The 24,804-nt window shown below is 31.1% G+C and carries 18 protein-coding genes, 1 tRNA gene and 1 other RNA gene; 10 read left to right on the forward strand and 10 right to left on the reverse strand.

The genetic code is table 11. From position 1 onward, the window contains the following. Positions 1–596: 596 nt before the first annotated feature. The 6 genes from G4D72_RS08610 to rnpB form a co-directional block, all read right to left on the reverse strand. Positions 597–3,146 (reverse strand): zinc-dependent metalloprotease, encoded by a 2,550-nt coding sequence (locus G4D72_RS08610; RefSeq protein WP_166077267.1) that lies wholly within the window; start codon positions 3,144–3,146, stop codon positions 597–599. Between the two features lie 145 nt (positions 3,147–3,291). Continuing rightward, entirely contained in the window at positions 3,292–4,506 is a 1,215-nt protein-coding gene (locus G4D72_RS08615; RefSeq protein ID WP_166077268.1) for a porin, read from the reverse strand. A 130-nt stretch (positions 4,507–4,636) separates the two neighbouring features. Beyond that, on the reverse strand, positions 4,637–5,878 hold the full coding sequence (locus G4D72_RS08620; protein ID WP_207784889.1) for a porin: 1,242 nt from the start codon (positions 5,876–5,878) through the stop codon (positions 4,637–4,639). Positions 5,879–6,091: 213 nt separating this feature from the next. Beyond that, positions 6,092–7,723, reverse strand: a complete 1,632-nt coding sequence (locus G4D72_RS08625; protein WP_166077269.1) for an inorganic phosphate transporter — start codon at positions 7,721–7,723, stop codon at positions 6,092–6,094. 9 nt (positions 7,724–7,732) lie between these two features. Further along, positions 7,733–8,377 (reverse strand): DUF47 domain-containing protein, encoded by a 645-nt coding sequence (locus G4D72_RS08630; RefSeq protein ID WP_166077270.1) that lies wholly within the window; start codon positions 8,375–8,377, stop codon positions 7,733–7,735. 112 nt (positions 8,378–8,489) lie between these two features. Then, an RNA gene (gene rnpB, locus G4D72_RS08635) (RNase P RNA component class A) lies at positions 8,490–8,819 on the reverse strand. Positions 8,820–9,031: 212 nt separating this feature from the next. Between rnpB and dnaX the strand changes: the two genes are divergently transcribed. The 5 genes from dnaX to G4D72_RS08660 all read left to right on the forward strand — a co-directional run bounded on the left by dnaX (position 9,032) and on the right by G4D72_RS08660 (position 16,008). Continuing rightward, a complete protein-coding gene (gene dnaX / locus G4D72_RS08640; RefSeq protein ID WP_166077271.1) occupies positions 9,032–10,117 on the forward strand; it encodes a DNA polymerase III subunit gamma/tau in 1,086 nt (361 codons plus the stop codon). A 392-nt stretch (positions 10,118–10,509) separates the two neighbouring features. After that, a complete protein-coding gene (locus G4D72_RS08645) occupies positions 10,510–10,779 on the forward strand; it encodes a DNA polymerase III (protein WP_166077273.1) in 270 nt (89 codons plus the stop codon). A 14-nt stretch (positions 10,780–10,793) separates the two neighbouring features. Beyond that, the gene (locus G4D72_RS08650) at positions 10,794–12,422 is read left to right on the forward strand and encodes an acyl-CoA carboxylase subunit beta (RefSeq protein WP_166077274.1); all 1,629 of its coding nucleotides are present in this window, start codon (positions 10,794–10,796) and stop codon (positions 12,420–12,422) included. 4 nt (positions 12,423–12,426) lie between these two features. Beyond that, the gene (locus G4D72_RS08655; RefSeq protein WP_166077275.1) at positions 12,427–14,205 is read left to right on the forward strand and encodes a hypothetical protein; all 1,779 of its coding nucleotides are present in this window, start codon (positions 12,427–12,429) and stop codon (positions 14,203–14,205) included. Positions 14,206–14,385: 180 nt separating this feature from the next. Then, entirely contained in the window at positions 14,386–16,008 is a 1,623-nt protein-coding gene (locus G4D72_RS08660; RefSeq protein WP_166077276.1) for a M1 family metallopeptidase, read from the forward strand. Between the two features lie 176 nt (positions 16,009–16,184). On the opposite strand, the gene G4D72_RS08665 is transcribed toward G4D72_RS08660, so the two are convergent. Beyond that, complete coding sequence (locus tag G4D72_RS08665) at positions 16,185–17,216, reverse strand: AMP-binding protein (RefSeq protein ID WP_166077277.1); 1,032 nt, start codon at positions 17,214–17,216, stop codon at positions 16,185–16,187. 2 nt (positions 17,217–17,218) lie between these two features. Beyond that, the gene (locus G4D72_RS08670; RefSeq protein ID WP_317165235.1) at positions 17,219–18,145 is read right to left on the reverse strand and encodes a CPBP family intramembrane glutamic endopeptidase; all 927 of its coding nucleotides are present in this window, start codon (positions 18,143–18,145) and stop codon (positions 17,219–17,221) included. A gap of 52 nt (positions 18,146–18,197) precedes the next feature. On the opposite strand from G4D72_RS08670, the gene arsC reads away from it, so the two are divergent. Further along, positions 18,198–18,539, forward strand: coding sequence for an arsenate reductase (glutaredoxin) (gene arsC / locus G4D72_RS08675; protein ID WP_166077278.1), 342 nt, complete (start codon positions 18,198–18,200; stop codon positions 18,537–18,539). A 72-nt stretch (positions 18,540–18,611) separates the two neighbouring features. Next, positions 18,612–21,077, forward strand: coding sequence for a TonB-dependent receptor domain-containing protein (locus tag G4D72_RS08680; RefSeq protein ID WP_166077279.1), 2,466 nt, complete (start codon positions 18,612–18,614; stop codon positions 21,075–21,077). A gap of 56 nt (positions 21,078–21,133) precedes the next feature. Here the strand turns inward: G4D72_RS08680 and G4D72_RS08685 are convergent, their stop codons facing one another. After that, complete coding sequence (locus G4D72_RS08685; RefSeq protein ID WP_166077281.1) at positions 21,134–21,304, reverse strand: hypothetical protein; 171 nt, start codon at positions 21,302–21,304, stop codon at positions 21,134–21,136. A gap of 176 nt (positions 21,305–21,480) precedes the next feature. Between G4D72_RS08685 and G4D72_RS08690 the strand changes: the two genes are divergently transcribed. The 3 genes from G4D72_RS08690 to ypfJ all read left to right on the forward strand — a co-directional run bounded on the left by G4D72_RS08690 (position 21,481) and on the right by ypfJ (position 24,590). Beyond that, positions 21,481–22,836: a hypothetical protein gene (locus G4D72_RS08690; RefSeq protein WP_166077282.1), complete on the forward strand. Its 1,356-nt coding sequence runs from the start codon at positions 21,481–21,483 to the stop codon at positions 22,834–22,836. Between the two features lie 42 nt (positions 22,837–22,878). After that, positions 22,879–23,646 (forward strand): hypothetical protein, encoded by a 768-nt coding sequence (locus G4D72_RS08695; protein WP_166077283.1) that lies wholly within the window; start codon positions 22,879–22,881, stop codon positions 23,644–23,646. Positions 23,647–23,726: 80 nt separating this feature from the next. Next, positions 23,727–24,590, forward strand: coding sequence for a KPN_02809 family neutral zinc metallopeptidase (gene ypfJ / locus G4D72_RS08700; protein ID WP_166077285.1), 864 nt, complete (start codon positions 23,727–23,729; stop codon positions 24,588–24,590). A 126-nt stretch (positions 24,591–24,716) separates the two neighbouring features. Here ypfJ and G4D72_RS08705 read toward each other — a convergent pair. Next, positions 24,717–24,790 (reverse strand) — tRNA-Arg (locus tag G4D72_RS08705). Between the last annotated feature and the right edge of the window lie 14 nt (positions 24,791–24,804).

Genomic DNA, 24,804 nt, shown 5'->3' on the forward strand with positions numbered 1-24,804 from the left:
TTTGTTGGTATGCAGTATGTGCTAAAGATTCTGAAACAAGTTCAGAATGACAAAGTCTTGATGGAAAGTTTTGATGGAAAGTTTTTTGTTGATATGCAGTATATGCTAAAGATTCTGAAACAAGTTCAGCATGACAAAGTTTGAGAGGAAACTTTTTAAATTATAAATCTACTACTTCAGATTCTGAAACAAGTTCAGCATGACAAAGTTTTGATGGAAAGGTTTTTGTTGGTATGCAGTATGTGCTAAAGATTCTGAAACAAGTTCAGAATGACAAAGTCTTGATGGAAGGTTTTTGTTGGTATGCAGTATATGCTAAAGATTCTGAAACAAGTTCAGCATGACAAAGTTTGAGGGGAAACTTTTTAAATTATACATCTACTACTTAAGATTCTGAAACAAGTTCAGCATGACAAAGTTTTGATGGAAAGTTTTTTGTTGATATGCAGTATATGCTAAAGATTCTGAAACAAGTTCAGCATGACAAGGAATTATTACAGAAACAAAAAAAGCCTTCCAGATTTGGAAGGCTTTTAGTTGATATACATCTACTTCTTAAGATTCTGAAACAAGTTCAGCATGACAAAATTTCGATATTATCTATTCGGATTTAAAGCTTTGTCAATTCTAGCTACTAAATCTGCGATATGAAATTTACTTAAACGGTCTGTTGCCGTAGCATTTGCCGCTTTTAATTGGCTTCTTAATTCAATTAAATGTCCGCGTGCAATTGAAGGTAAATCGGTATCAGCGATAACAATTCTTCTTCCGTTAAAGTTAGCGGTTACGGTTCTTTCTAGGCTGATTGCATCAATTAATTTAGATACGAAAGCTTTTTGTAAATTTCTTCTGTATACATCAATAGCTGCATTAGTTCTTAATTCTGTAAAAATTCCGCGTTTTAAATCGATCATTAATTCATCTACCGAATAATTTGCTTTGCTTAAAGAAGAAGTTTCCATTAAACGCGCTAAACGATCTGGAGCTAATAAACTTGATAAAGTACCGTCTTGAATACCTCTCATTAACTCTACTCCATTGTCTGGATTAATTTTAGCTAAAACATTCTGATCTAATAACCAAGTTGGAGTTTTAAACAATTGCTCATTTAAGAAAGCAACCGCTTCATTTTGAATAGTAGAAGGTACAACTTCGTACTCATTACCCTCCATGTCATACGTTTTAGGGTTTTCGTAAATTCCACCTACGTTTTTCGTAACGTGACCCATATATCTTCTGAACTGTCCAACTAATGAATTATATAAACCTTCTAATTCTGAATAATCTTCCCCTTTTTCTTTACTCCACTCAATTAAGTTAGGTAAAATTCTTTTTAAGTTTTTGATACCATATTCTGACGCTTTCATGGCATTGTCCCCTAAATCTTCTGTTTGGAAACGAGGATCGAATGGACTAGTTTCTGTACCAAATTGTAATCTTTTGTTTTTGTACGCTTCTTTAGTCATTTCGTTAAGAATTGCTTTTTCAGCTTCTTCAGATTTGGCGTCATTAAAATAAGAGTACCCCCATTTGATAGCCCATTTGTCGTAATCTCCAATTTTTGGGAATAAATCTTTAACATTATCTTCAGGTTGTGCTACATAATTAAAACGAGCGTAATCCATGATAGAAGAAGTGTGTCCGTTTTTCTTTTGGAATTCTGGATTTCTTAACATTTCAACTGGAGTTGCATTACTAGCCCCCATGTTGTGACGTAAACCAAGTGTGTGTCCTACTTCGTGAGCTGCTACGAAACGAATTAATTCGCCCATTAACTTATCGTCAAACTTTTTATTTCTTGCTTTTGGATCTACTGCGGCAGTTTGAATTAAATACCAATCGCGTAATAAACTCATAATATTATGGTACCAACCGATGTGAGATTCCATAATTTCACCTGTTCTTGGATCGTGAACGTTTGGTCCGTATGCATTTTGAATTTCAGCAGCGAAATATCTTAACACCGAAAAACGTGCATCTTCTAAACTCATTGTTGGGTCATTTTCTGGCCAATATTCTCCACGAATTGCATTTTTCCAACCTGCAAATTCGAAAGCCACTTGCCAATCGTCGATACCTTGTTTGATAAAAGGTTTCCATTTGTCTGGAGTAGCAGGATCTAAATAATAAACAATTGGTTTTTTAGGCTCAATTAATTCCCCTCTTTTTTGTTTTTCAGCATCTTCTGCATTTTTAGGTTCTAAACGCCATCTAACAGCAAAGATATCAGTTTCTGCTTTTTGAGAATCTTCTTTAAAAACATCATATCCATTAGCAAAATATCCAACTCTTTTATCGAAAGAACGCTTACGCATTGGATTTTCTGGTAATAAAATGAAAGACGTATTGATTTCCATAGTTACTACACCTGCATCTAGAGCTGCTGGGAAATCAGTTCCGATTTTTGGTACTGGAGATCTTGAAACTTGAGGTGCAACAGTTGAGAACGTTTTAGTAGTTCTGATTTCTGTATTGATAGGGAAACTTTTTACAAATTGAATAAACGATTTGTCTTTTTGAAACGCTTGAATGCTTAACAATTGTTTGTTTACCGGATTTAAAGAGAAAATTTGCGTATCTGAATCGAACGCTGAAGTCATATCGATTACACTTGAAACATTTTCTTTACCTGATTCCGATTTTTTATAAGCCAACACATCGTAAATTCCGATAATTGGATCGGCACTTGAATTCTTTACTGATTTTGTGATTGGTTTGTCTTCATCTGGAGTAGTGATTACGTAAGTTATAGAACGTAAGATAATCGTATTATTCATACCTTTTTCGAAACGAACCACTTGACGATTGATTTCTTCACCACCGAAAATTCCACCACCTGCAGGTGTTTTAGAATATCTTGTGATGGTCATAATTTCTTTACCAATTAGAGATTCAGAAATTTCAAATAAGTACTTATCTGCCACTTTGTGAACATCAATAAGACCTTTTTGAGTTACCGCAGTAGAATCGATAACTTTTTTGTAGGGTTTAGGCTCTTTTTTACCATCAGGTTTTTTAACATCTGCGGGAGCAGCTGCAACAGGAGCTTGTCCTTTTTTATTCTTTTTGTCTTTCTTTTGTGCGATACTATCTGCACTTGTTAAAAGAAAAACACACAAAAGAATTTGTAGTGATTTTTTCAACATAAAATTTTGTTTAGTTAATGAATATACATCTGTCTTGCTAAAATACTTTATGTTACTTTAAAAAGTTAGTTTTATGAATACTTTAACAATTGATGAAATAAAAAAACGTCATTAACTTAAAAATGACGTTTGTAATTTGAACTCGTTAAATTCCGATTTCGACTTGAAAGCGTAAAAACCAATTGTTTTGGGTTGTTCCGTTTTGGAATTCTAAAGTATCGAAAGTGACTTCTGTTTGCAATTTAAAAGTATGCTCCCAAATGTATCTTGTTAGTCCAAAAGACAATTGTTTCGAATTGGGAGCGAATTGTTGAATATCTTTTCCTACTTTTTGAATGGAATATCTGGTGATAAATTCGTAATTCGATTTTGTGTTGTAACTCAATTGGTAATCAAAACCATTACCAACAAAAGCATAGTTAGAAACGGTACTATCAGTTGGATCGAAAGTTACCGCATTTTCAGTAGTGGTACGCGACATAAAACTAGACATCGCAGCAAAGCCCTTATATTTGAACATGGCATCTAAAAGTACCGATTTCATGGTTCTTGTTTCAAATAAATCGTTACCCAACTGACCTTGCGTTCTTCTGGCATGATTATTTTGTTGAAAAGCTCCTGAGAACATTAATTTCGGCTTGCTTTCACGCATGATATCCCCTTCAAAATTTGTTCCATCCCTAGTAAAAGCGCCAAGAGGTAATATTTCAATTTTTCCAGTTATTGCTATACCATCATCTGGTTTATCGGTAGAATTTCTTCCTTCACCTGTAGAAACTGCACCTTTGAAATTGTATGAGAACTTATTTTTATATTCATTAGTGTTGTGGACTTGGAATCCGAAATCCCTATCAATAGTAAATCGGGCATTATTAATAGTTCTGTCTGTTAATTGCAAACCTCCAGAAGAATTGACACGTTGTCTGTTTCCGGGTAATTTTGTTTGGCCGAAACTCACATTCCAATGATTATTGGGGCGATACATAAAAACAGCATCTCTAATAATATTTAAATTTTCGCCATCTTTTATTTCTCCGACATCACCGGGTGCAAAAGACAATTGAATGGCGTACAAGAATTTTGGATTTCCTACAAAACCGTCAAAACGCAAACGTAACCTTCTAATTTGAGCATCATATCCACCGCTTTCCCCATCATTTTCAACATAAGTTACTCGATTTTGCATTCTAAACCTAATATTCAATTGATACAAACTATCAGGAGAAGTGATTCCAATTCCTTTCCCTGAACTAAAATAAGGCAAGGAAGACAATTTGATATCATTGGTTGGTTTTTCTTGCGAAAACAAAAAATTAGAAATGAAAAAGATAAAAAGAAAGAAATAATTTAAAAATTTCATGCGATACAATTATGAAATGAATTTAGTTTTCAAATATTGAAGGTAAAAATAGGAATTAAAAATAGTTTCACTCTCCAACGCACACAATTTTTACATAAAATTTCTTTTTTTTAAAATATTTTAGATGTTTTTAAAAGTTAAACTGCGCCTGAATTCTTAATAGGCTTCCAGATTGATAATTATCAAATAAAACCGCATCTTCGTATTCTCTTTTTGAAATGGTGTAATCTGCAACAAGTTCAAAGCTTTTAAAAGGTTGCCATTCAATACCTATTTCTAAATCGTTTACTTTATAGCTCCTAGCATCTAATTCGTGTTTTTTTCCACCATTATAATATTGATACTTTACAAACGGAAAAACTATGTGATTTTTTATTGAAGTTTTAGCATTTAACATTATGTATCCACCTTCTAAATGACTTTCTTCAATGGTATTGTTAGACGGATTATATCTTGGTCCTCTACCAATGTTATATTCTGCTTGAACCCCAAAAGGTTTTGGATACAAAATAAGTGAAGCTGCAGCACGTTGGTCTAGAAACTCTGGATTGTTATTTTCTAATTTTGCCTTAGCTGCCCCTGTTGTTAGAGCATTAACCACAAACTTTCCGTTATACGCTTGAACACCAGCTTCAAAAACTTGACCGTTTTTAAATTCGAATGGGTATGTAAATCTAGCTACAACATGCTGATTATTATTTCTTTCTGTTTGATTGGCAGTTTGACCATTATACAAACCTAATCCTAATAATCCATAATCTCCACTACCTTTATACCCATCATCTATTAATTTTTTAAATAATTCTCTCTTTTCTTTTGTAGCCCAATAAAAGAATACACCTAAATCACGCTCATTAGAAACGGCACTATTTAGTGCATCATTTCGATCTAAAGTTATTCTATTTTGAGAAGATTGCATATTTTCAAAGCCGAAGGGAACTTTACTTTGTCCAATTCTAAAACGGTACTCTCTGTCTTTATCTAATGATAAATCAAAATATGCATCTCTTATTTGAAATAAACTATTTGTAGTTCCTGCCGCAGATGCAAAATCTGGTTGAATATAAATAAAAACTCTATCGTGTACTTGACCAGAAAATATAATCCTTCCACGTCTTACAAAAAAGCTACTTGTACCACCCCAAGATCTATCACATTGTTCACAGCCTAAATTCGGGTTTGTCTCTAAAAGTTTATTATATCTAACTTGAGCGTAACCTCTTAAACTTATTAATTCGAACCATTTTTTCTTTGGCTTTTCTTCCTCTTTTTTTGTTTCAGAGATGAGCATTGTTTTAATCGTATCATTTTGAGAAAAGGAATTTAATATTCCGAAAAAAACAAATAAGTTAAGATAAATTAATTTTTTCATTAGTGTTTGTGTAGTTGTGTTAAGAATTAGTTGTTGTTTTGTTTTGTTTGTGCAAATTTAATGTTAACAACTAGAGAGTTATCATTATTTATATTAAGTTATCTTTAAGAAGTTAGTTAATTAATTTACAATTTCTTAACAAATATAAATTTGACAAAAAAAATCCGTCCCAATTGTATTGAGACGGATTCTTATGTTTATGATTTATTTTATTTACACGAACAAAGTAGTTATGAAATAAATTATAGCTGCAATAATTGCTGAAACTGGAATGGTTAAAACCCAAGCCCACAATAAGCTGATTGTAACACCCCAACGAACTGCGCTTAAACGTTTAGTTGCTCCTACTCCAATTATAGAACCTGTAATGGTATGTGTGGTAGAAACAGGTACACCCATTTGAGAAACTGTAAATAAAGTTAAAGCCCCAGCGGTTTCAGAACAAACCCCTTCTAGAGGTGTAACTTTGGTGATTTTCGTTCCCATAGTTTTTACGATTTTCCAACCTCCCATTAACGTCCCTAAACCAATCATTAAGTAACACCCGAAAGCAATCCATGTTGGCATAGTATCTTTAGTTACTTTTGTTTCTAATTTATGACCTTCTAGCAACTTACCGTCTTTATCTAAATATTTAGAAAATATTTTTGCATATCTATATTCTGGATTTACTTCTTTTCCTTTAAAAATTATTTCATTAGTTACAACGTCTTTTACGTCTTTTTTATCAGAGTAAACTACAAGTTTTGTTAGCTTTTTAGAAACTTTTTCAAAGTTATTTAAGTTAATTTTGTCTTTAGATAATGAGACTAAGAAAGGATTTGTTTTAGCAACATCTTTATTTAATTTTTCATCATCGTAAATTTTTTCACCAGTTGTTACATCAATAATTTTCTTTCCATCTAAAAATAAAGTATCTTTTCCAAATACACCAACTGACGGTTTAAACTTTTTAACTTTCCCTTCTTCATTTTTATAAACTACTTGAAGAACTTCCGTTGTGTTAAGCAAGTTATATTCTTTTACAAATTCAGGCATATTCTTGTCGGGACTTGTTCTATATTCATTAGCATATACAATACAAGCGGCACAAATAATTCCCATTACTTTTTGAGAATCGGCACCACCGTGTCCTAATGAAAAAGCTGCAGAAGATAATAACTGTAATTTCTTGTACATATTTCCTTCTTTAGTGTGTGAAGGATTTTTACCATGTACCAATTCGTACCAACAATACACTACGATAAATAAACCAAGCAGAATACCGATGATCCATATCATAATTGGTTTGATATCTAAACTATCTTTTAAGCTATAAGTTACATAAACAGTTAGTACTGAAACGGCTATAGATAAACTTATTTTCTTGAAAAAATTTCTTTGAATTGTTACCAAGGCAATAAAGAAAGAAATGATTCCTCCAATAAATGGTGCTAAGAAAATAAATAGAACTGTAAGTCCAATAGATTCTAAATTTAACACACCGAAACCAGCGTGTGCAACGGCTGCTCCTGCAAAACCACCAATAAGAGTATGTGAGGATGAAGATGGGATTCCTAACTTCCAAGTTAATAAATTCCAAATAGTGGCTGCTAATAATCCGGATAAAATTACCCAAAGATTAATTACAGAACCATCTACCGTTTTGGCTACCGTATTTCCCACACTCATATCGAAAACCCAGTAGGCTATAAAGTTGAAAAATGCAGCCCAAATTACAGCTTGTGTTGGAGATAAAACTTTTGTAGAAACTACAGTTGCAATAGAATTGGCGGCGTCATGAAAACCATTAACCAAATCAAACAACAAGGCAATGACTATAATTACTATTAATAATGTAAACATAGTACTTAATTAAGAATGTTTAACGGCTACTGCTTCTAAAACTCTAGCAACAGCTTTACATTTGTCTGATGCTTTATCTAAAGATGCTAAAACTTCTTTATATTTAATCACATTTTTAGCATCTGTTTCGTTTTCGAAAATATCTGCTACAGCTTTTTCAAAAACTGAATCTGATTTTCTATCTAATTTGTTAATTTTCTTAACCGAATCAAAAATATTTTTGAAATTTTTCATTTCTTTTAACTCCATTACAGATTTAGCAATGTAACCACAAGCCTCTAAATTGATTTCAGTAATTTTTCTGATAGATTTAGTGATTTTCTCCACTTGATACATTCTAATTCTATTAGATGCTTCTTGTAAATTACTAGCTACATCCTCGATTGTAGTCATTAAAGCGTGAATGTCTTCTCTATCAAATGGTGTTATAAAATTTTTACTTAACTCGATATTCATTTTATGAGAAATTTTCTCAATGCTGTCAAATAATTCATCAATTTTTTTAAAATAACTTTCTCTTTCTGCTTTAGAAGCATTTACTCCTTCATGCAAAGCATCAGACATTTTAGTTAACTTGTTAGTAGCTTCTTCGAATAGTGGAAAAAAAGTTTTGTCTTTTGGAGAGAAAAAATTTAAAATGTTTGTAAAGCTCATCTTTTATTTAGTTAAAATTATGGTGCAAAAGTAAATTCCAAATGTTAAGTTAATGTTACGTAATCAATAATAGTAGATTAATTGTTAACGAATTATTAACAAAATGTGAAGAAAAAAATGCAGACCTATAAGCCGGATTCTGTATCCCGATAGGATCGGGACCCTTATCATTTATCTAGTTCTTAAATTACTCTAAGAATCCATCTTTCTACCCTTCAGCAACGGACGAGAAACCCTTAAATGCTGATATACTTGAAATTTCACCGCATAGAGTTTACCTGGTTTCACTACAGCTTAACCTGTACATACTTTCTGTTGCACTTGTCCTTGCAAATTCAGAATTCAATCCAAATTTACCGACGGGTGTTACCCGCTATGCTTCTCTATGGTGTCCGGACTTTCCTCTCCCGATATAATCGGGAACGATAAGGCGGTCTGCGGTGCAAAGATAACTAAAGTTGGGAGTTGGAAGCTGGAAGTTGGAAGTTTTTTTTATAAGAACACAGTTTGAACAGATTTTCAAAATTTCTTTAATTTCTCAAATCTGTATTGAAAAAGTAGTGGGTAATGCTTTTTATAAAATATTAATAACTTTTAACTTTTCACTTTTGACTTTTCACTTTTTAAATCTATATTTGCTAACGAGAATTACCTATGGAACAATTTATAGTATCAGCCCGAAAATACAGACCTCAAACATTTAAAGATGTTATTGGGCAACAGGCTATTACCAATACTTTACTACACGCCATAGAAAATAATCACCTAGCGCAAGCTTTACTTTTTACAGGACCACGTGGGGTTGGAAAAACCACTTGTGCTAGAATTTTAGCTCGAAAAATCAATCAAGAAGGTTATGACGACCCAAATGAAGATTTTTCTTTCAATGTTTTCGAATTAGATGCCGCTTCAAATAACGGGGTTGATGATATTAGAAGTATTATCGATCAAGTTCGAATCCCACCGCAAACTGGAAAATATAAAGTATATATTATTGACGAGGTTCACATGCTTTCAACCTCTGCATTTAATGCGTTTTTAAAAACTTTAGAAGAGCCACCAAAACATGCTATTTTCATATTAGCTACTACGGAAAAACACAAAATTCTTCCTACGATTTTGTCACGTTGTCAAATATTCGATTTTAAACGAATTACGATTAACGACACCAAAGACTACTTAATAGGAATAGCTGAAAATCAAAACGTTCAGTTTGAGGAAGAAGCTTTACGTATAATTTCTCAGAAAGCAGATGGTGCGATGCGTGATGCTTTGTCTATTTTCGACAGAGTAGTTTCTTATTGTGGTAACAACTTAACTCGTCAGGCTGTAGCCGAAAACTTAAACGTTTTAGATTACGACTATTACATCAAGATTACCGATTTAATTTTGGAAAATAACATTCCAGAATTGCTTTTAACTTACAATGATATCTTAGCAAAAGGATTTGACGGACATCATTTTATTGCTGGTTTGGCTTCACATTTTAGAGATTTATTGGTTTGTAAAAATCCCGTTACTTTAAAATTATTAGAAGTAAGCGAACAAACTCAGCAGCAATTTGCCATTCAAGCTCAAAAAGCATCTCAGGATTTTTTATTGACCGGAATTAACATTGCAAATGAATGTGACTTGAAATATAAAGTCAGCCAAAACCAACGACTTTTTGTAGAATTAACTCTAATGCAATTGGCTTCATTAACACATGATGCCGAAAAAAAAAAGCTAAATACTTTATAATTCCTTCTAATTTCTTTCAAAATAGAAAAGAAATTCAACCAGTAACACCTTCAATTCCAGTAGAAACTGCTACAAAAATAGAAGTACCAACTACTCCTGTTGCAAGCGTTCAAAAAATTGAAGAAAAAGTAGAAGAAAAAGTTGAGGAGAAAATCGAACACATTCAGCAAAAAATTACTCCTACAATTACCATTGACCCAAGTAAAAAAGTATCTTCTTTATCTATAAAAGGATTAAAGCAAAAAGCAGACCTTTCCAATCTTGCAAAAATTGAAACTGTTGCAGTTGGTGAACATTTAGCCGATCCATTTACACAAGAGGATGCCATAAAACATTGGAACGATTACATCGATATTTTAGAAGCCAAAGGCAAAAAACTGTTTTGTAGCTACATGAGATTGAGTAAACCTGTTTTAATGGGAACAAATATCTTATTAGAATTTCCAAACCAAGGTTCTAAAGAAGACTTTGAAAACAGTAATTCCGAATTACTAGTTTACTTAAAAACTAATTTACGCAATTACGACATCAAAATAAAAATTACGGTTATTGAAACATACAAACCAAAAGTAATTTATACCAACGAAGAAAAATACAAGCATTTTAAGGAGTTGAATCCAGCTATAGAATTATTTAGACAAACCTTTGAATTAGATATATAACAACAACAATAAACATGGACATTAATTTTAACAAAAACGAAGATCATAACAAGTTATTAGTTTCTGAAATGCTACAAAAATTTGCGAAAGTAAAATTAGGTGGCGGACAAAAACGTATTGATAAGTTACACGCAGAAGGTAAAATGACAGCTCGTGAACGAATTGATTATTTACTAGACGATAATGCCAAAAGTATAGAAATTGGCGGTTTCGTTGGAGATGGAATGTATGAAGAACATGGCGGTTGTCCTTCTGGTGGTGTAGTCATAAAAATTGGTTACATCAAAGGAAAACAATGTATAGTAGTTGCGAATGATGCTACTGTAAAAGCTGGTGCTTGGTTTCCAATTACTGGAAAAAAGAATTTAAGAGCACAAGAAATTGCCATGGAAAACCGCTTACCAATTATTTATTTGGTAGATTCTGCAGGTGTATATTTACCTATGCAAGATGAAATTTTCCCTGACAAAGAACATTTCGGACGAATTTTCCGTAACAACGCCATCATGAGTAGTATGGGAATCACCCAAATTGCTGCAGTAATGGGAAGTTGTGTAGCTGGTGGTGCGTATTTACCTATTATGAGTGACGAAGCGTTAATCGTAGATAAAACTGGAAGTATTTTCTTAGCTGGTAGTTATTTAGTAAAAGCCGCAATTGGCGAAACTATTGACAATGAAACACTAGGTGGCGCTACAACGCACTGCGAAATTTCGGGAGTTACCGATTTTAAAGCAAAAGATGATGCTGCAGCTTTAGACAGAATTAAAAGTATCGTTTCTAAAATTGGAGATTACGACAAAGCTGGTTTCAATAGAGAAACTCCAGTAAAACCAGCATTAGAACCAAAAGATATTTACGGTATTTTACCAAAATTACGTACCGACCAATACGATATGAATGAAATTATCAAACGTTTGGTTGATAATTCAGAATTTGATGAATACAAAGCGGGTTACGGACAAACAATTATTACAGGTTATGCCAGAATTGATGGCTGGGCCGTAGGAATTGTCGCCAATCAACGTTTAGTTTCTAAAACTAAAAAAGGAGAAATTCAGTTTGGTGGAGTAATTTATTCTGAAAGTGCCGATAAAGCAACTCGTTTTATTGCCAATTGTAACCAAAAGAAAATTCCATTAGTGTTTTTACAAGATGTTACTGGGTTTATGGTAGGTAGTAAGTCCGAACATGGTGGCATCATTAAAGACGGTGCCAAAATGGTAAATGCAGTTTCGAATTCAGTGGTACCGAAATTTACTGTTGTTATTGGAAATTCTTATGGTGCTGGAAATTACGCCATGTGTGGAAAAGCGTACGACCCAAGATTAATTTTTGCCTGGCCAAGTGCAGAATTAGCTGTAATGGGCGGAACGCAAGCTGCAAAAGTTTTAGCACAAATTGAAGCCGCTTCATTAAAAGGAAAAGGCGAAGTGGTTGATGAAGCCAAAGAAAAAGAATTATTCGATAAGATTAAAGCCAAATATGATGCGCAAGTTTCACCTTATTACGCTGCTTCTCGTTTGTGGACAGATGCTATTATCGATCCGTTAGATACCAGAACTTGGATTTCTATGGGAATTGAAGCTGCGAACCACTCGCCTATTGAGAAAAAATTTAATTTAGGAGTGATTCAAGTATAATAAGATGAAGAAAATATTATTTATTATTATTCTAGCGACAATTACTACTACTGAAACATATGCTCAAAAAATTAAAGGAGACTTTTCAAATGTTGAAAGAGTAATTCAACCAAAATATGCCTCAGAAGGTGTTGTTTTAGATATTGCTATTAAAAGAACAACTACAGATCCTTATTTTTTAAGTAATTATAATTTAGGATATGATTTAAACAGTGATTATTATACTTCGAATCCAAAATTTAATAATAATTTCGGGACTCCAAAGTATCTTGCTGTTATAGATTACGTATATAATGAACCTACAATAAATATTGTAAAGAAAGATAATGGCATGTTTTTAACTAGTATCCATTCAAATATTTCTGCAAAATTGTACTTAATTGACATAGAAAAAGGTGTTTTTGAAATTGAAGATTTAGTTTTTAAAGATATCAATCTTAAATATCCTATTGATAATACTAAAGGAGAATCATTATCATACGATAGAATGACAAAAGCAACAATGGTTTTTGATAATCTTTCTGAAAATGAAGCAAATCAATACAAAAATTCAAGTTTAAATTATGCCAAACAAGTAAATATTCAGCAGCTATCAAAACTTCCAGGATTAGCTACCGAAATTATAGAAAAAAAGTTTTTTCCGTATTCAAAAAAAATTGGCATTTATTTTAATTACATTAAATCAACTGACGATTTTAAAGGAGAAGCATTTAACAAAGCGTATAACCTGATTCAAAAAAGCATTTACCCTGTAAATAATGATAACTTATTTGAAGCCATTTCAATTTTAAAAACAGAAAAAGAAAATCTTGTAAGTACAGATGATAAAAAAATAGTAAAGTATAAAATTGCAATTCTACAAAACATCATAAATTGTTTTCATGCCATGCAAAAAATAGATCAATCTAAACCATATATTGATGAATTGTTACTTTTAGATTCCAAAGATGATATTGCAAATAGTCTATTACAACGTGCATCCAATCCGATTGTCCAAAAAGAACAAACACCAGAACAATTGGTTTATAAAACTATTCCTGATGCGTTTTTAAAAAACGAGTTAAAACGATTTTTGTACAAAAAAAATAATGAAATTAATTATATACCTCAAGTTTTAGGCAAGGAAAATGCTACGTATTATTTGCTTTTAAATAATTATATAAACTGTTCTGCAGAACTATTAAAAACCAATAATTCTGTAGAAATTGATACTAATTTAATGAATTATTTAGCAGAAACACTCATTCTTTCTAAAAAAGCATTAAAGAAAATGGATAATAATGCAGATGCTATTCTTATTAATTTCAAATTATTCCTAGATAAAGTAGAATTGGATCTAAAACCTATTGAAAAATTAAAAAAACATTACAACTATTTTGATTTATCAAATGATTTATACAGAAGTCAAGTTAGAAAAATTATGTTTGAAAAATATAAAAGATCAGATTTTATTTTTACAGACGAAATAAAACTATCACTTTCTAAATGTTTTGAAAAATTAAATGAAAATGACAAAAAAATAGTTTCAACGATACACAGTTTGTATTCAGAATTAATTATTTCATCGGTTAATAAAACATTCTCCAACAAAAGCAAAATTTTTGAAAAAATTGATAGTCTTAAAAATTCTTTTGCAACAAAATATAAAAATGGTTTTCCAGAAGAATATTTTGAATTAGATATCATTTCACAAAAGGTAAATTCAGATAAAGGATTTCCGGGTCAAGAACTTTATAATCTAGAAATACTATTATCTAATATTTATAGTATCTTCTTATTGTGATAGAAATAAACAAACGTAACAAAAAACAAAAATCTACTACTTATTAGTAGATTTTTTTATGGAATCAGAAAACCAACGAAATAAACATGAATGGCTTTCGCATCCGAGGGCTTTTTCTTTTAATCATAATTCTAACTTGGAATTTTTTTTTAAGAGAGACATACTTTAACAATTTTTAAAATGAAAAAAGCACTATTATTTTCTCTTGTTCTTTTAGGTTTCAATCAAATTGAAGCACAAAATTTTTCTCGTAAAGATTCGCTACAAGGCGGTTTACGTGAAGAACGAACCTGTTATGACGTTTTAAGATACGATTTAAATATTAAAATTAATCCATCCGAAAAATCAATTATTGGATACAATGAAATTATCTTTAAAGTAGATGACACTACTTCGAAAATTCAAGTAGATCTGTTTGAAAACATGAAAATTGAATCTATAGTTTGGAACAATAAAAAGTTGAATTACAAAAGAGAATATCATGCTGTCTTTATAGATTTTCCTGAAACCTTAAAAAAAGGAACCACACAATCCATAACATTCAATTATTCTGGTAATCCTATTATTGCAAAAAATGCACCTTGGGACGGTGGTTTCGTATTTACAAATGATAAAAAAGGAAATCCATGGATTGGTGTAGCGGTTCAAGGAACTGGAGCGAGTTTATGGTATCCTTGTAAAGATTCTCAAACGGATGAACCCGATAATGGCGCCAGTATAAAAGTAGCAGTTCCAAACGGGTTAATGAATGTTTCTAACGGAAGATTTTTAGGAGCAACAGATTTAAAAGATGGTTATACGCGTTGGGATTGGGAAGTGAAAAACCCGATTAATAACTATGATATTACTGTAAATATTGCAGATTATGTTCATATTCACGACAATCATGAAGGTTTAGATTTAGATTATTATGTATTACGTGACAACGAAGAAAAAGCACGAAAACATTTTGATCATGACGTAAAACCTATGATGGATTGCTTTCAATCTAAATTTGGAAAATATCCTTTCTATGAAGATGGGTATAAATTAGTAGAAACACCTTATTTAGGTATGGAACACCAAAGTGCTGTAGCTTATGGTAATAAATACAAAAAAGGTTATTTAGGAATGGACTTGTCGGGAACTGGTGCAGGTATGTTTTTCGATTATATAACGATTCATGAAACAGGTCATGAATGGTTTGGGAATAGCATTACAAGTAAAGATATTGCCGACATGTGGATACACGAAGGCTTTACAACATATACAGAAACTGTCTTTATTGAATGTATGAAAGGGTATGAACAAGCTATGAAATATGTTAACGGTCAAGCAAATAATGTACAAAATGATCGACCAATTATAGCTCAATTTGGAGTTAATAAAGAAGGAAGTGGCGATATGTATTACAAAGGTTCCCTTCTACTAAACACCATTCGACATATTATTAACGATGATACAAAATGGTGGAAAATTTTATACAATTATTCAGAAACCTATAAAAAACAAATAATTGATACTCAAACTGTAATCGATTTCTTCAACAAAGAAAGTGGGATTAATTTAACGTCTGTTTTTAATCAGTATTTAACTACTACCAAAATTCCTAAATTGGTTTTAACTAAATCAGGAAGTAAATTAAGCTACAAATGGGAAAATGTAACTAACGATTTCAAAATGCCAGTAGATATTGTGATTGATGAAAAAGTTATCCGTTTAAATGCTTCAACTTCAAAACAAGAAATGAAAATTGATAAAAAAATCGAATTGGAAAACATTGAAGTGAAAACCAATCAGTTTTTTATTAAAGTAGAAAAATAAAAAATTAACAAAAAAGTTGTCTATTTATTATTTAATTAGTAAATTTACTAATCTTTTCGAAACATCTTGCAACTATTAATTAGTTATAAAGTATTTTATTAGTGTCATACTGGAAAAAAATCTATAAAAGAAGAATTATTTTATAAACCAGATTTTTTATTAGTGTGACACTTTTTTTATGTCAATTTTTCAAGAGTTTTCTTTCTATTTACCTTATTGGTTTCCGTTTCTACAAACTTTTCAATAAAAACTATTTTTTTTGGAATTTGATATTTGGGTAATTCAGAAAAAGAGCTAGTGTCTACTTCAAAAGGTTTTCCTTCAAGTACTAAGATTACAATTTCTCCGAATTTATCATCTGCTAAACTTGCAATGAAAAAACGAGTAGAAAAATGTTTTGATAATTGTTCTTCAACTTCTTCTGGGAAAATTTTTACACCACCAGAATTAATTACATTATCAATTCGTCCGTTTAGTATAAATTGAGTTTCGTTTAAAATTGAAACCCTATCATTTGTGACAATTTTATCAGTAGACAATTCTAAAGCTTCGATGACTAAACAATTTCTTTCATCCAAAGCAATTGACACATTTGGTAAAACAGTAAAGCACTTCTCTCCTATTCGTTTTATAGCAATATGAGAAATTGTTTCTGTCATTCCATACGATTCAAAAGCATTACACTTGGTTTTCAAAACGCTTTCCGCTAATTGATAATTTACTTTTGTGCCACCAATTAACAACGTTCCAACTAAATAAAGTTGCTCTAAAGAATTAGCAACTTGCATCGGAACCATTGCTACAAAATCGTACCTTTGATTCGTTAAAGGATTACTATTTGGTTCTGTCGTATCTAAATGCCATCCTAAAGTTAGCGCACGAACTAACATCATTTTTCCTGCAATATAATCTGCAGACAAACACAACAAAGCCGTGGTTTTAGGTTGCAATTTAAAAAACAATCCAGTAGCTCGCGCAGAAGCCATCATTGCCGATTTTTCTACAAGGATTTTTTTTGGTTTTCCAGTAGAGCCAGAAGTTTGCACAAAAACATATTCGTCAGTATTTAACCATTCTAAAAGAAATTTTCCAATTGCTTTTTCAAAAAACTTACCATTTTCTTTTAAATATATGGCTTCAGACAAAAGTTCTAAATAAGAAAATTGTTTTCCATTTAACTTAAAATCGGGATGAATAAACTGGTTCATTACTATTTACCAATAGTTTCAAATTCTTCAACATCAATAGGTTTAATAGTTCCGAAAAGTTTTTCTTTCCAATTACTCCATTTGTACTTAGCCGCAAAAATGTATAGCAAAACGGGGAAAATAATTAAAATTGGAATAAATATTTGAATGTTTGCACTCGGTTCTGAAACATCTTTCAATATAGAATGGGTTTGAAAAGCCGACCAATCAGATGTAACTAATAAAGCACCGATTAGATTATTAGCAGCATGAAAACCTAATGCTAATTCTAAACCTTCATCCATTAATGTTAAAACACCTAAAAACAAACCTGTTCCTATGTAATAAAACATTATTACCAATCCTAATTTTTCTACTTCCGGATTGGCAATATGCATAATTCCGAACAAAAAAGAAGTTACTACTAAAGGAATCCACCTTGTTTTTGTAGCTAAACCTAAGCCTTGCAACATGTGTCCACGAAATAAATATTCTTCAAAACTTGTCTGTAAAGGAATTAAAAGAAAGGCTAAGACAACAAATATAGCAAACTCTTTAGGCTTAAAATTTAAAACAAAATCCTCAGGAGCCATGTAATAACTAATTCCTGTAGTTGCAATTGTAATGAAACTCCAAAGTCCAAATGAGAAAAAAATTCTTTTCCAATCAATTTTTTCTCTGGAGGTAGTTAAAATTCGTAAAGTATTGTTTTGAATGAATTTATTATAAAATAAAACTACAAAAAACAAAAAAGCTAAAGGCGCAACTAACATGGTAAAAGTACCATTAACACCAATAACTTTTGTCATTTTTTTCATCATATCGGCTGTATCTATGCCTTGAGTAGAAAAATAATTATAAACCATTAATCCCAAAAAAGCTAATGGTATGACCAAATATGATCCTAGATTAATTTTAAATTTTTGTAATTGTTCGATATACATATCCATTTATTTTTGTGAGCACTAAAATACAATTATTACCTTTGTAAAAAAAATATTTATGCTAACCATTTATCATAATAATCGTTGTTCTAAATCAAGAGAAGGAGTTTGTTTTTTAGAAAACACAAAAATACCTTTTGAAATTATAAACTATTTAGAAAGCGTTCCTACTTTCGCGGAATTGGAATCAATTATAAATAAACTAAAAATCAAACCGATTGAATTGGTTAGAAGTAAAGAAAAAGATTGGATTCAAAACTTTAAAGGTAAAAATTTATCTGATAAAGAAATTATCGAAGCAATGATTCAATTTCCAAAATTAATAGAACGTCCTATAGTTATCAATGGAAATAAGGCGATAATTGCAAGACCCACAGAATTAATTAACAAAGTTTTATAAAATCATTTAACATAGTTTTAATATTTAATTGAAAAGTGTAACACTACATTTGTACTGTAAAATGTTAATACTATGTTATTCAAAAAAACTACTTTCTTACTACTATTTTTAGTAGCTACTACATCAGCTTTTTCACAAGCTTCATTAAAAAAAGTGATTCTAACTGGTAAAATTATTGATAAAGAAACTACAGTTCCTGTAGAATTTTCTATTATAACTATCACTAAATCTGATACCAAGCAAATTGTTAACGGTGGAACTGCCGATGCCGATGGTAATTTTTCCATTGAGCTTAAAACATCTGGAAATTATGACATAAAATTTGAATTTCCAGGATACAAAACTCAAGAAAAACTAAATCAAACCATTGCAGAAGATACTAATTTGGGTAATATCCTACTTGAAACAGAGTCTAATCAAATCGAAACTGTTGTGATTCGTGGTGAAAAAACTACAGTAGATATTAAACTAGATAAAAAAGTTTATAATGTTGGTCAAGATTTAATGGTAAAAGGCGGTACAGTTAGTGATGTTTTAGATAATATTCCGAGTGTCGCTGTAGATGTAGAAGGAAACGTTAGTCTTCGAGGAAATGAAAGTGTTAGAATTTTAATTGACGGAAAACCATCAACTGCCATTAATGTTGCAGATGCCTTAAGAATGTTACCTGCCGATGCAATCGATAAAGTGGAAGTTATTACCAATCCGTCTGCAAGATATGATGCTGAAGGTGGTGGTGGAATTATAAACATCATTCTAAAAAAAGGAAAAAACAAAGGTTTAAACGGAACAATAATTGCAACTGCTGGAGATCCAAGAAATAACGGAATTTCCGCAAATATCAATTCTAAAACTGAAAATTATAATTTATTCACAACCATTTCTTATAACGACCGAAATAATCCAGGAATCACTAAAATTGATCAGGAAAATTTGTTAGCAAACACATATATTGAAGAAAGAAGAAATGTAGATCGTTACAGAAAAGGAACAAATGCAAACTTTGGAATGGAAATTTACCTAAACAAAGATAAATCGGCTACTTGGACCAATAGTATCAATTACAGAAACAATGGTGGAAATACAGATGAAGATGTAGTGTTTAGAAATTTTACATTAAACCGTAATTTTATAAATACTCGTTTCCGTGATAACATAACAGATAACAATAGTGAAGCCATAGAATTTACTTCAAATTTTATTAAAAAATTTAAAAAAGACGGTCACAAACTAACTTTTGATGCTTCGATTTCATTAAATAAAGATGATGAATTTTCTAATATCTTTGGAAGTATTTTAGAAACTGGAATGTTTGTATCTGATGAGAAAACTACTAAAATAGACAGACAAAATAGAAATTTATTCCAATTAGATTATGTTTTACCATTTGGAAAAAATATGCAATTTGAAGCTGGCTACAGAGGAAGTTATACTAATTCTACCAGTGATTATGAAGTTTTAGAAAAAATAACCCAAAATGATCCTTACACCAATATTCCTGGGTTTACTAACAACTTTGAATATATTGAAAATGTTAGTGCTGTTTACACGCAATTAGGAACAAAATTTTTTGAAAAACTATCTGTATTAGCAGGTTTACGTTTAGAAAATACGAATCTGGAAATAAATCAATTATTAACCAATGATTTTAATACTAGAAACTACAACAACTTGTTCCCTAGTATGTTTATAACATATGAATTTAACGACGATACAAGTTTTTCATTAAACTACAGCAAAAGAATCACAAGACCTAGAGATCGTTTTATAAATCCATTTTCATCGTATACAAGTAACATAAATTTATTTGAAGGAAATCCAACTTTAAATCCTGCTTTTACAGATGCTTTTGACATTGGTTACTTAAAAAAATGGGATAAATTAACATTAAGCACATCAGCGTATCTTAACTTGACTTCAGACTCTTTCCAAATTGTAAGAAAAGAACGTGGTGATTTAATAAACGGTATTCCTGTAATTATAAATACACCGTTTAACTTAGGTGAAGATAATCGTTATGGAGTTGAAGTTACTGCAAACTATACACTAAAAAAATGGTGGCGATTAAACTCAAATGTTAATTACTTCTACAATGAAACTAAAGGAGATTATCAGTTTACAGATTCTAACAACAACCTAGTAAATCAAAACTTCGATTTCAAATCTAGTACTTGGTCTGCAAGGTTAACTTCAAAAATTACTTTACCTTATAAAATTGATTGGCAAACCAATGCGAATTACAATGCAGGTCAAAGAACAGCACAAGGAAAAACTAAAGGAATTGCTGCTATGAATTTAGCTTTTAGCAAAGATGTTCTAAAAGATAAAGGAACAGTTGCAGTAAACGTAAATGATGTTTTTAACTCAAGAAAAAGAATTCAAGATTTACAATTACCAACAGTAAATTCATATAGCGAGATGCAATGGCGTGTTAGAGCCATTACAGTTTCATTCACTTACCGATTTAACAAATTAAAAACAGATAGAGATCAGAAACCAAAAATGCAAGACCAGCAAGAAGGTGGCGGAGAATTCTAAACAAATAAAAAAATCCCGATTCAAATGAATCGGGATTTTTTATTAACCTAAGAAAATTACTTTTCTTGTTCGGCTAATTTTTTTGCTTTCTTTTCTTTGTATAATTCTATTAAAGATCCGCCAATCCAATATTGAACAAAACCTACAAGAAAAAACATCAACCAAAAACCTATAGTTAAAATGGTTAAGAAAAGTAAAAAGCCTAAATACTGTTGAAATTCAAACATGTTTTCCGGAATTTTATTTGTGAATTCTGTTCAAAGATAATTCATAAATTTATTTTTCACAAATAATATTTATTTTTAGTGTAATAAATATCTAACTTCGAAAATAATAAATATTTTTGCAAAATAAATCGCATCTTGTTTGCGTTAATCAATTCATCAACTCTAAATTGTTCAACATGAAAAAGTATATTTTATTAAGTCTTATCTTCCTATTTAGTACCTCTGAAATTTTTTCACAGGAACACCTTTTAGGAATTACAACTTCAAGCAGAGGCGGTTTATTAAATGGGTTTAACAATCCTGCTGAGCTATCAAATATGAACATGAAATTTGACGTGAATTTGTTTAATACAAGTGTGAATTTCTCAAATAATAAACTTTCTTTTAATGATTTGCTTGATGGTACAAATTTAGAAGATAAATTTTTTAGTGGAACCGAAGCAGCCAATGTTAGAGTTGATGCATTAGTAATCGGGCCAGGAATCGCATTCAAAAATGGAAACTGGACATACGCCATTAGCACTTTAGCTAATATAAAAGCTAATATAATAAATGTTGATACAAAATTAGGAGATGCCATTCAAAATGGAGCTTTAAGCAATTTAATTTCTCAAACCACACTGTCATCGCTAGAAAATCAAAGATTAAATGCAGCAACTTGGGGAGAAATCGATTTTTCATTATCAAGAAAATTAATAGATATCGCACGTCATCAAGTTAACGCTGGTGCAACTGTTAAATTATTATTTCCAAGTGCATATGCCAATTTTTCTGCTTCTAATTTACAAGGAACTATTCAAAATAATTTAGGCGATATTCAGTTAGCAAATGCTTCTGCACAAGTAAATTTAGCATATTCTGGTTTTTTAGGTAACGATTTTAATGACACTTCAAATTATGCAAACTTTTTTAAACAAGGCATAAATGGTGTAGCTTTCGATATTGGAGGAACTTACCGATTTAAAGAAGCCAATTCAAACAAATACATAATCTCTGCCGGATTAGCGGTTAAAAATATTGGTGGAATGTCATACAAAGACGATACGAATACTTCAATTGACTACAATTTAAGTGTTGGCAACTCTCCTACTTTAGATTTAAATCAATTTGAATCAGCAAATAGTTTAACTGAAATTGAAACTATTTTAGCACAACCACAAAATGCACAGTTCTTCCAAAAAACAAAAACTAATGAAGCTTTTAAAGTAAAATTACCAACTACAATTAACGCTTATGCTGACTTTAAAGTAACTTCTAAATTTTATGCTACAGCGTCAATAAATCAGAAAGTTACAGATGATTCTGAAAGTGATGTTACTACAACTCAAAATACCTATTCAATTATTCCACGATTAATTTTTGGTCAGTTCGAAATGTTTGCACCTCAAACTTCAAATGAAATTTCAGGATTTACTAGTGGTTTCGGAATGAAAATTTATGGCTTTTACTTAGGTTCAAGTTCAATAGTTACCGCAGCATTAAACAATTCTAAACAAGCTGACATATATTTAGGATTTAGGTTTGGAATTTAATTTTAAAAAACTAAATTTGACTTTAACATTTTTTTAAAATATATGTCAAATTTTCAAACAAAATTTAATCAAAACCACACACCAGATATTGGTACACTATTAGACGAAAGTTTTAATACATTTAAGAAAACAGTATGGATTTCAGGAGTAGGAACCATTTTAATGGTTCTTTTCATCTTACCAATTTCGTTTTTTATACTAGCTAGTGTTTTTGAAATCGACTCCTTACAAGAATTTGCAAAAATGAGTCCTACATTAGCGGAAGACTTTAATTATATTCTAACCAATGCAGCTGTTTCAATTCCTCTGAGTGCCTTAGTAGCGCCTTTAACAGCTGGTATCTACAAAATAAACCATTTAGCCAAACAAAATAAAGAATTTAGTTTTTCTAATTTATTTGATTATTATAATGGTAAATATTTTTTCAACATTGCAAGTTGTACATTTCTTATAGGGTTATATAGTAATGTCTTAGGATTAGGTTTAATTTATTTAAAGTTAACATTTGTTGCTACCAACATACAATTACTTGTTTCTTTTTTATTTATGCTTGCTATTCCATTAATTATTTTTGAAAATCAGAATGCATTAACAGCAATGTCTAACAGTTCTAAAATAACAATCAAACATCCATTTACTATAATTGTATGCATCATTTTGGCTGTAATAATTTCTTTACTAGGATTATTTGCTTTGTGCTTAGGTATATTTTTTACTGTTGGATATATTTATACCATGAATTACTCCATTTACAATGCAATTATTCCTGTTGAAAATAGTAGTTCATTCGACGAAATTGGTAAAGAATAAAAATATTTCACCTATTCTTGAGTCTAAAAGCACGAAAACTTGTGCGAAAGACAATTAATTAACAATTTAAAATTTAAGGTATGAAATGGAGAGATTATAGAAAAAGTGACAACGTTGATGACAGACGTGGCATGAGCGGAACTGGGAAAGCAGTTGTTGGCGGAGGTGGATTAATCGGAATTATAGCTTTCTTATTGATGACTTTTGGTGGCGAAGATGCTCAAAAAATTGGTAGTGCCATTCAACAAATGCAACCTGTACAACAAGAAACTCAAGTTCAAGGCGCTAAAGACCTTACTCCTGAACAACAAGAAATTGGAGATTTTGCCAACGCAGTTTTTGCAATGACAGAAGATACTTGGACAAAAATATTTCAAGAAGAAAATTTAGGTGAGTATCCAAAACCACAAATGGTATTATTTACTGGTGGTGTAGAAACCGCTTGTGGAAGCGCTACTTCTGCATCTGGCCCCTTTTATTGTCCAGCAGATAATAAAGTGTATATGGATTTAGACTTCTTTGAAGAATTAAAAACCCGTTTTGGAGCAAAAGGTGGTGATTTTGCCATTGCTTATGTAATCGCACATGAAGTAGGCCATCACGTTCAAACCGTTTTAGGAACTTCAGCTCAAGTTAGAAAAAAGCAACAAAGTTTAAGCGAAGAAGACGCTAATAAGTTATCCGTTTGTCAAGAATTACAAGCTGACTTTTATGCAGGATTATGGGCTAAATACAACCAAGAAAGAATTGAAGTAGGCGATTTAGAAGAAGCAATTGATGCTGCCCATGCTGTTGGTGATGATGCCATTCAATCTAAAATGCAAGGACATGTACAACCTGAAAAATTTACACATGGGACTTCAGCACAACGAAAAAAGTGGTTTACAAAAGGCTATCAAACAGGAGATTTCAGACAGCATAATACTTTTGCAGAAGAATTATAAAAAATAAAACAAAACTAAAAGCACTTATATTTATCCATGTGGATAAAAATAAGTGCTTTTTTTTTGCAAAAAGATGACTAATTAGTATAAACAAAAAAGTCCCGATAAAACTATCGAGACTTTTTGTGATCGCGTCAGGATTCGAACCTGAGACCTACTCATTAGAAGTGAGTTGCTCTATCCAGCTGAGCTACGCAACCTTAAATTTTTATTC

It is taken from the genome of Flavobacterium difficile (genome assembly GCF_011392115.1).
GTDB lineage: Bacteria > Bacteroidota > Bacteroidia > Flavobacteriales > Flavobacteriaceae > Flavobacterium > Flavobacterium difficile.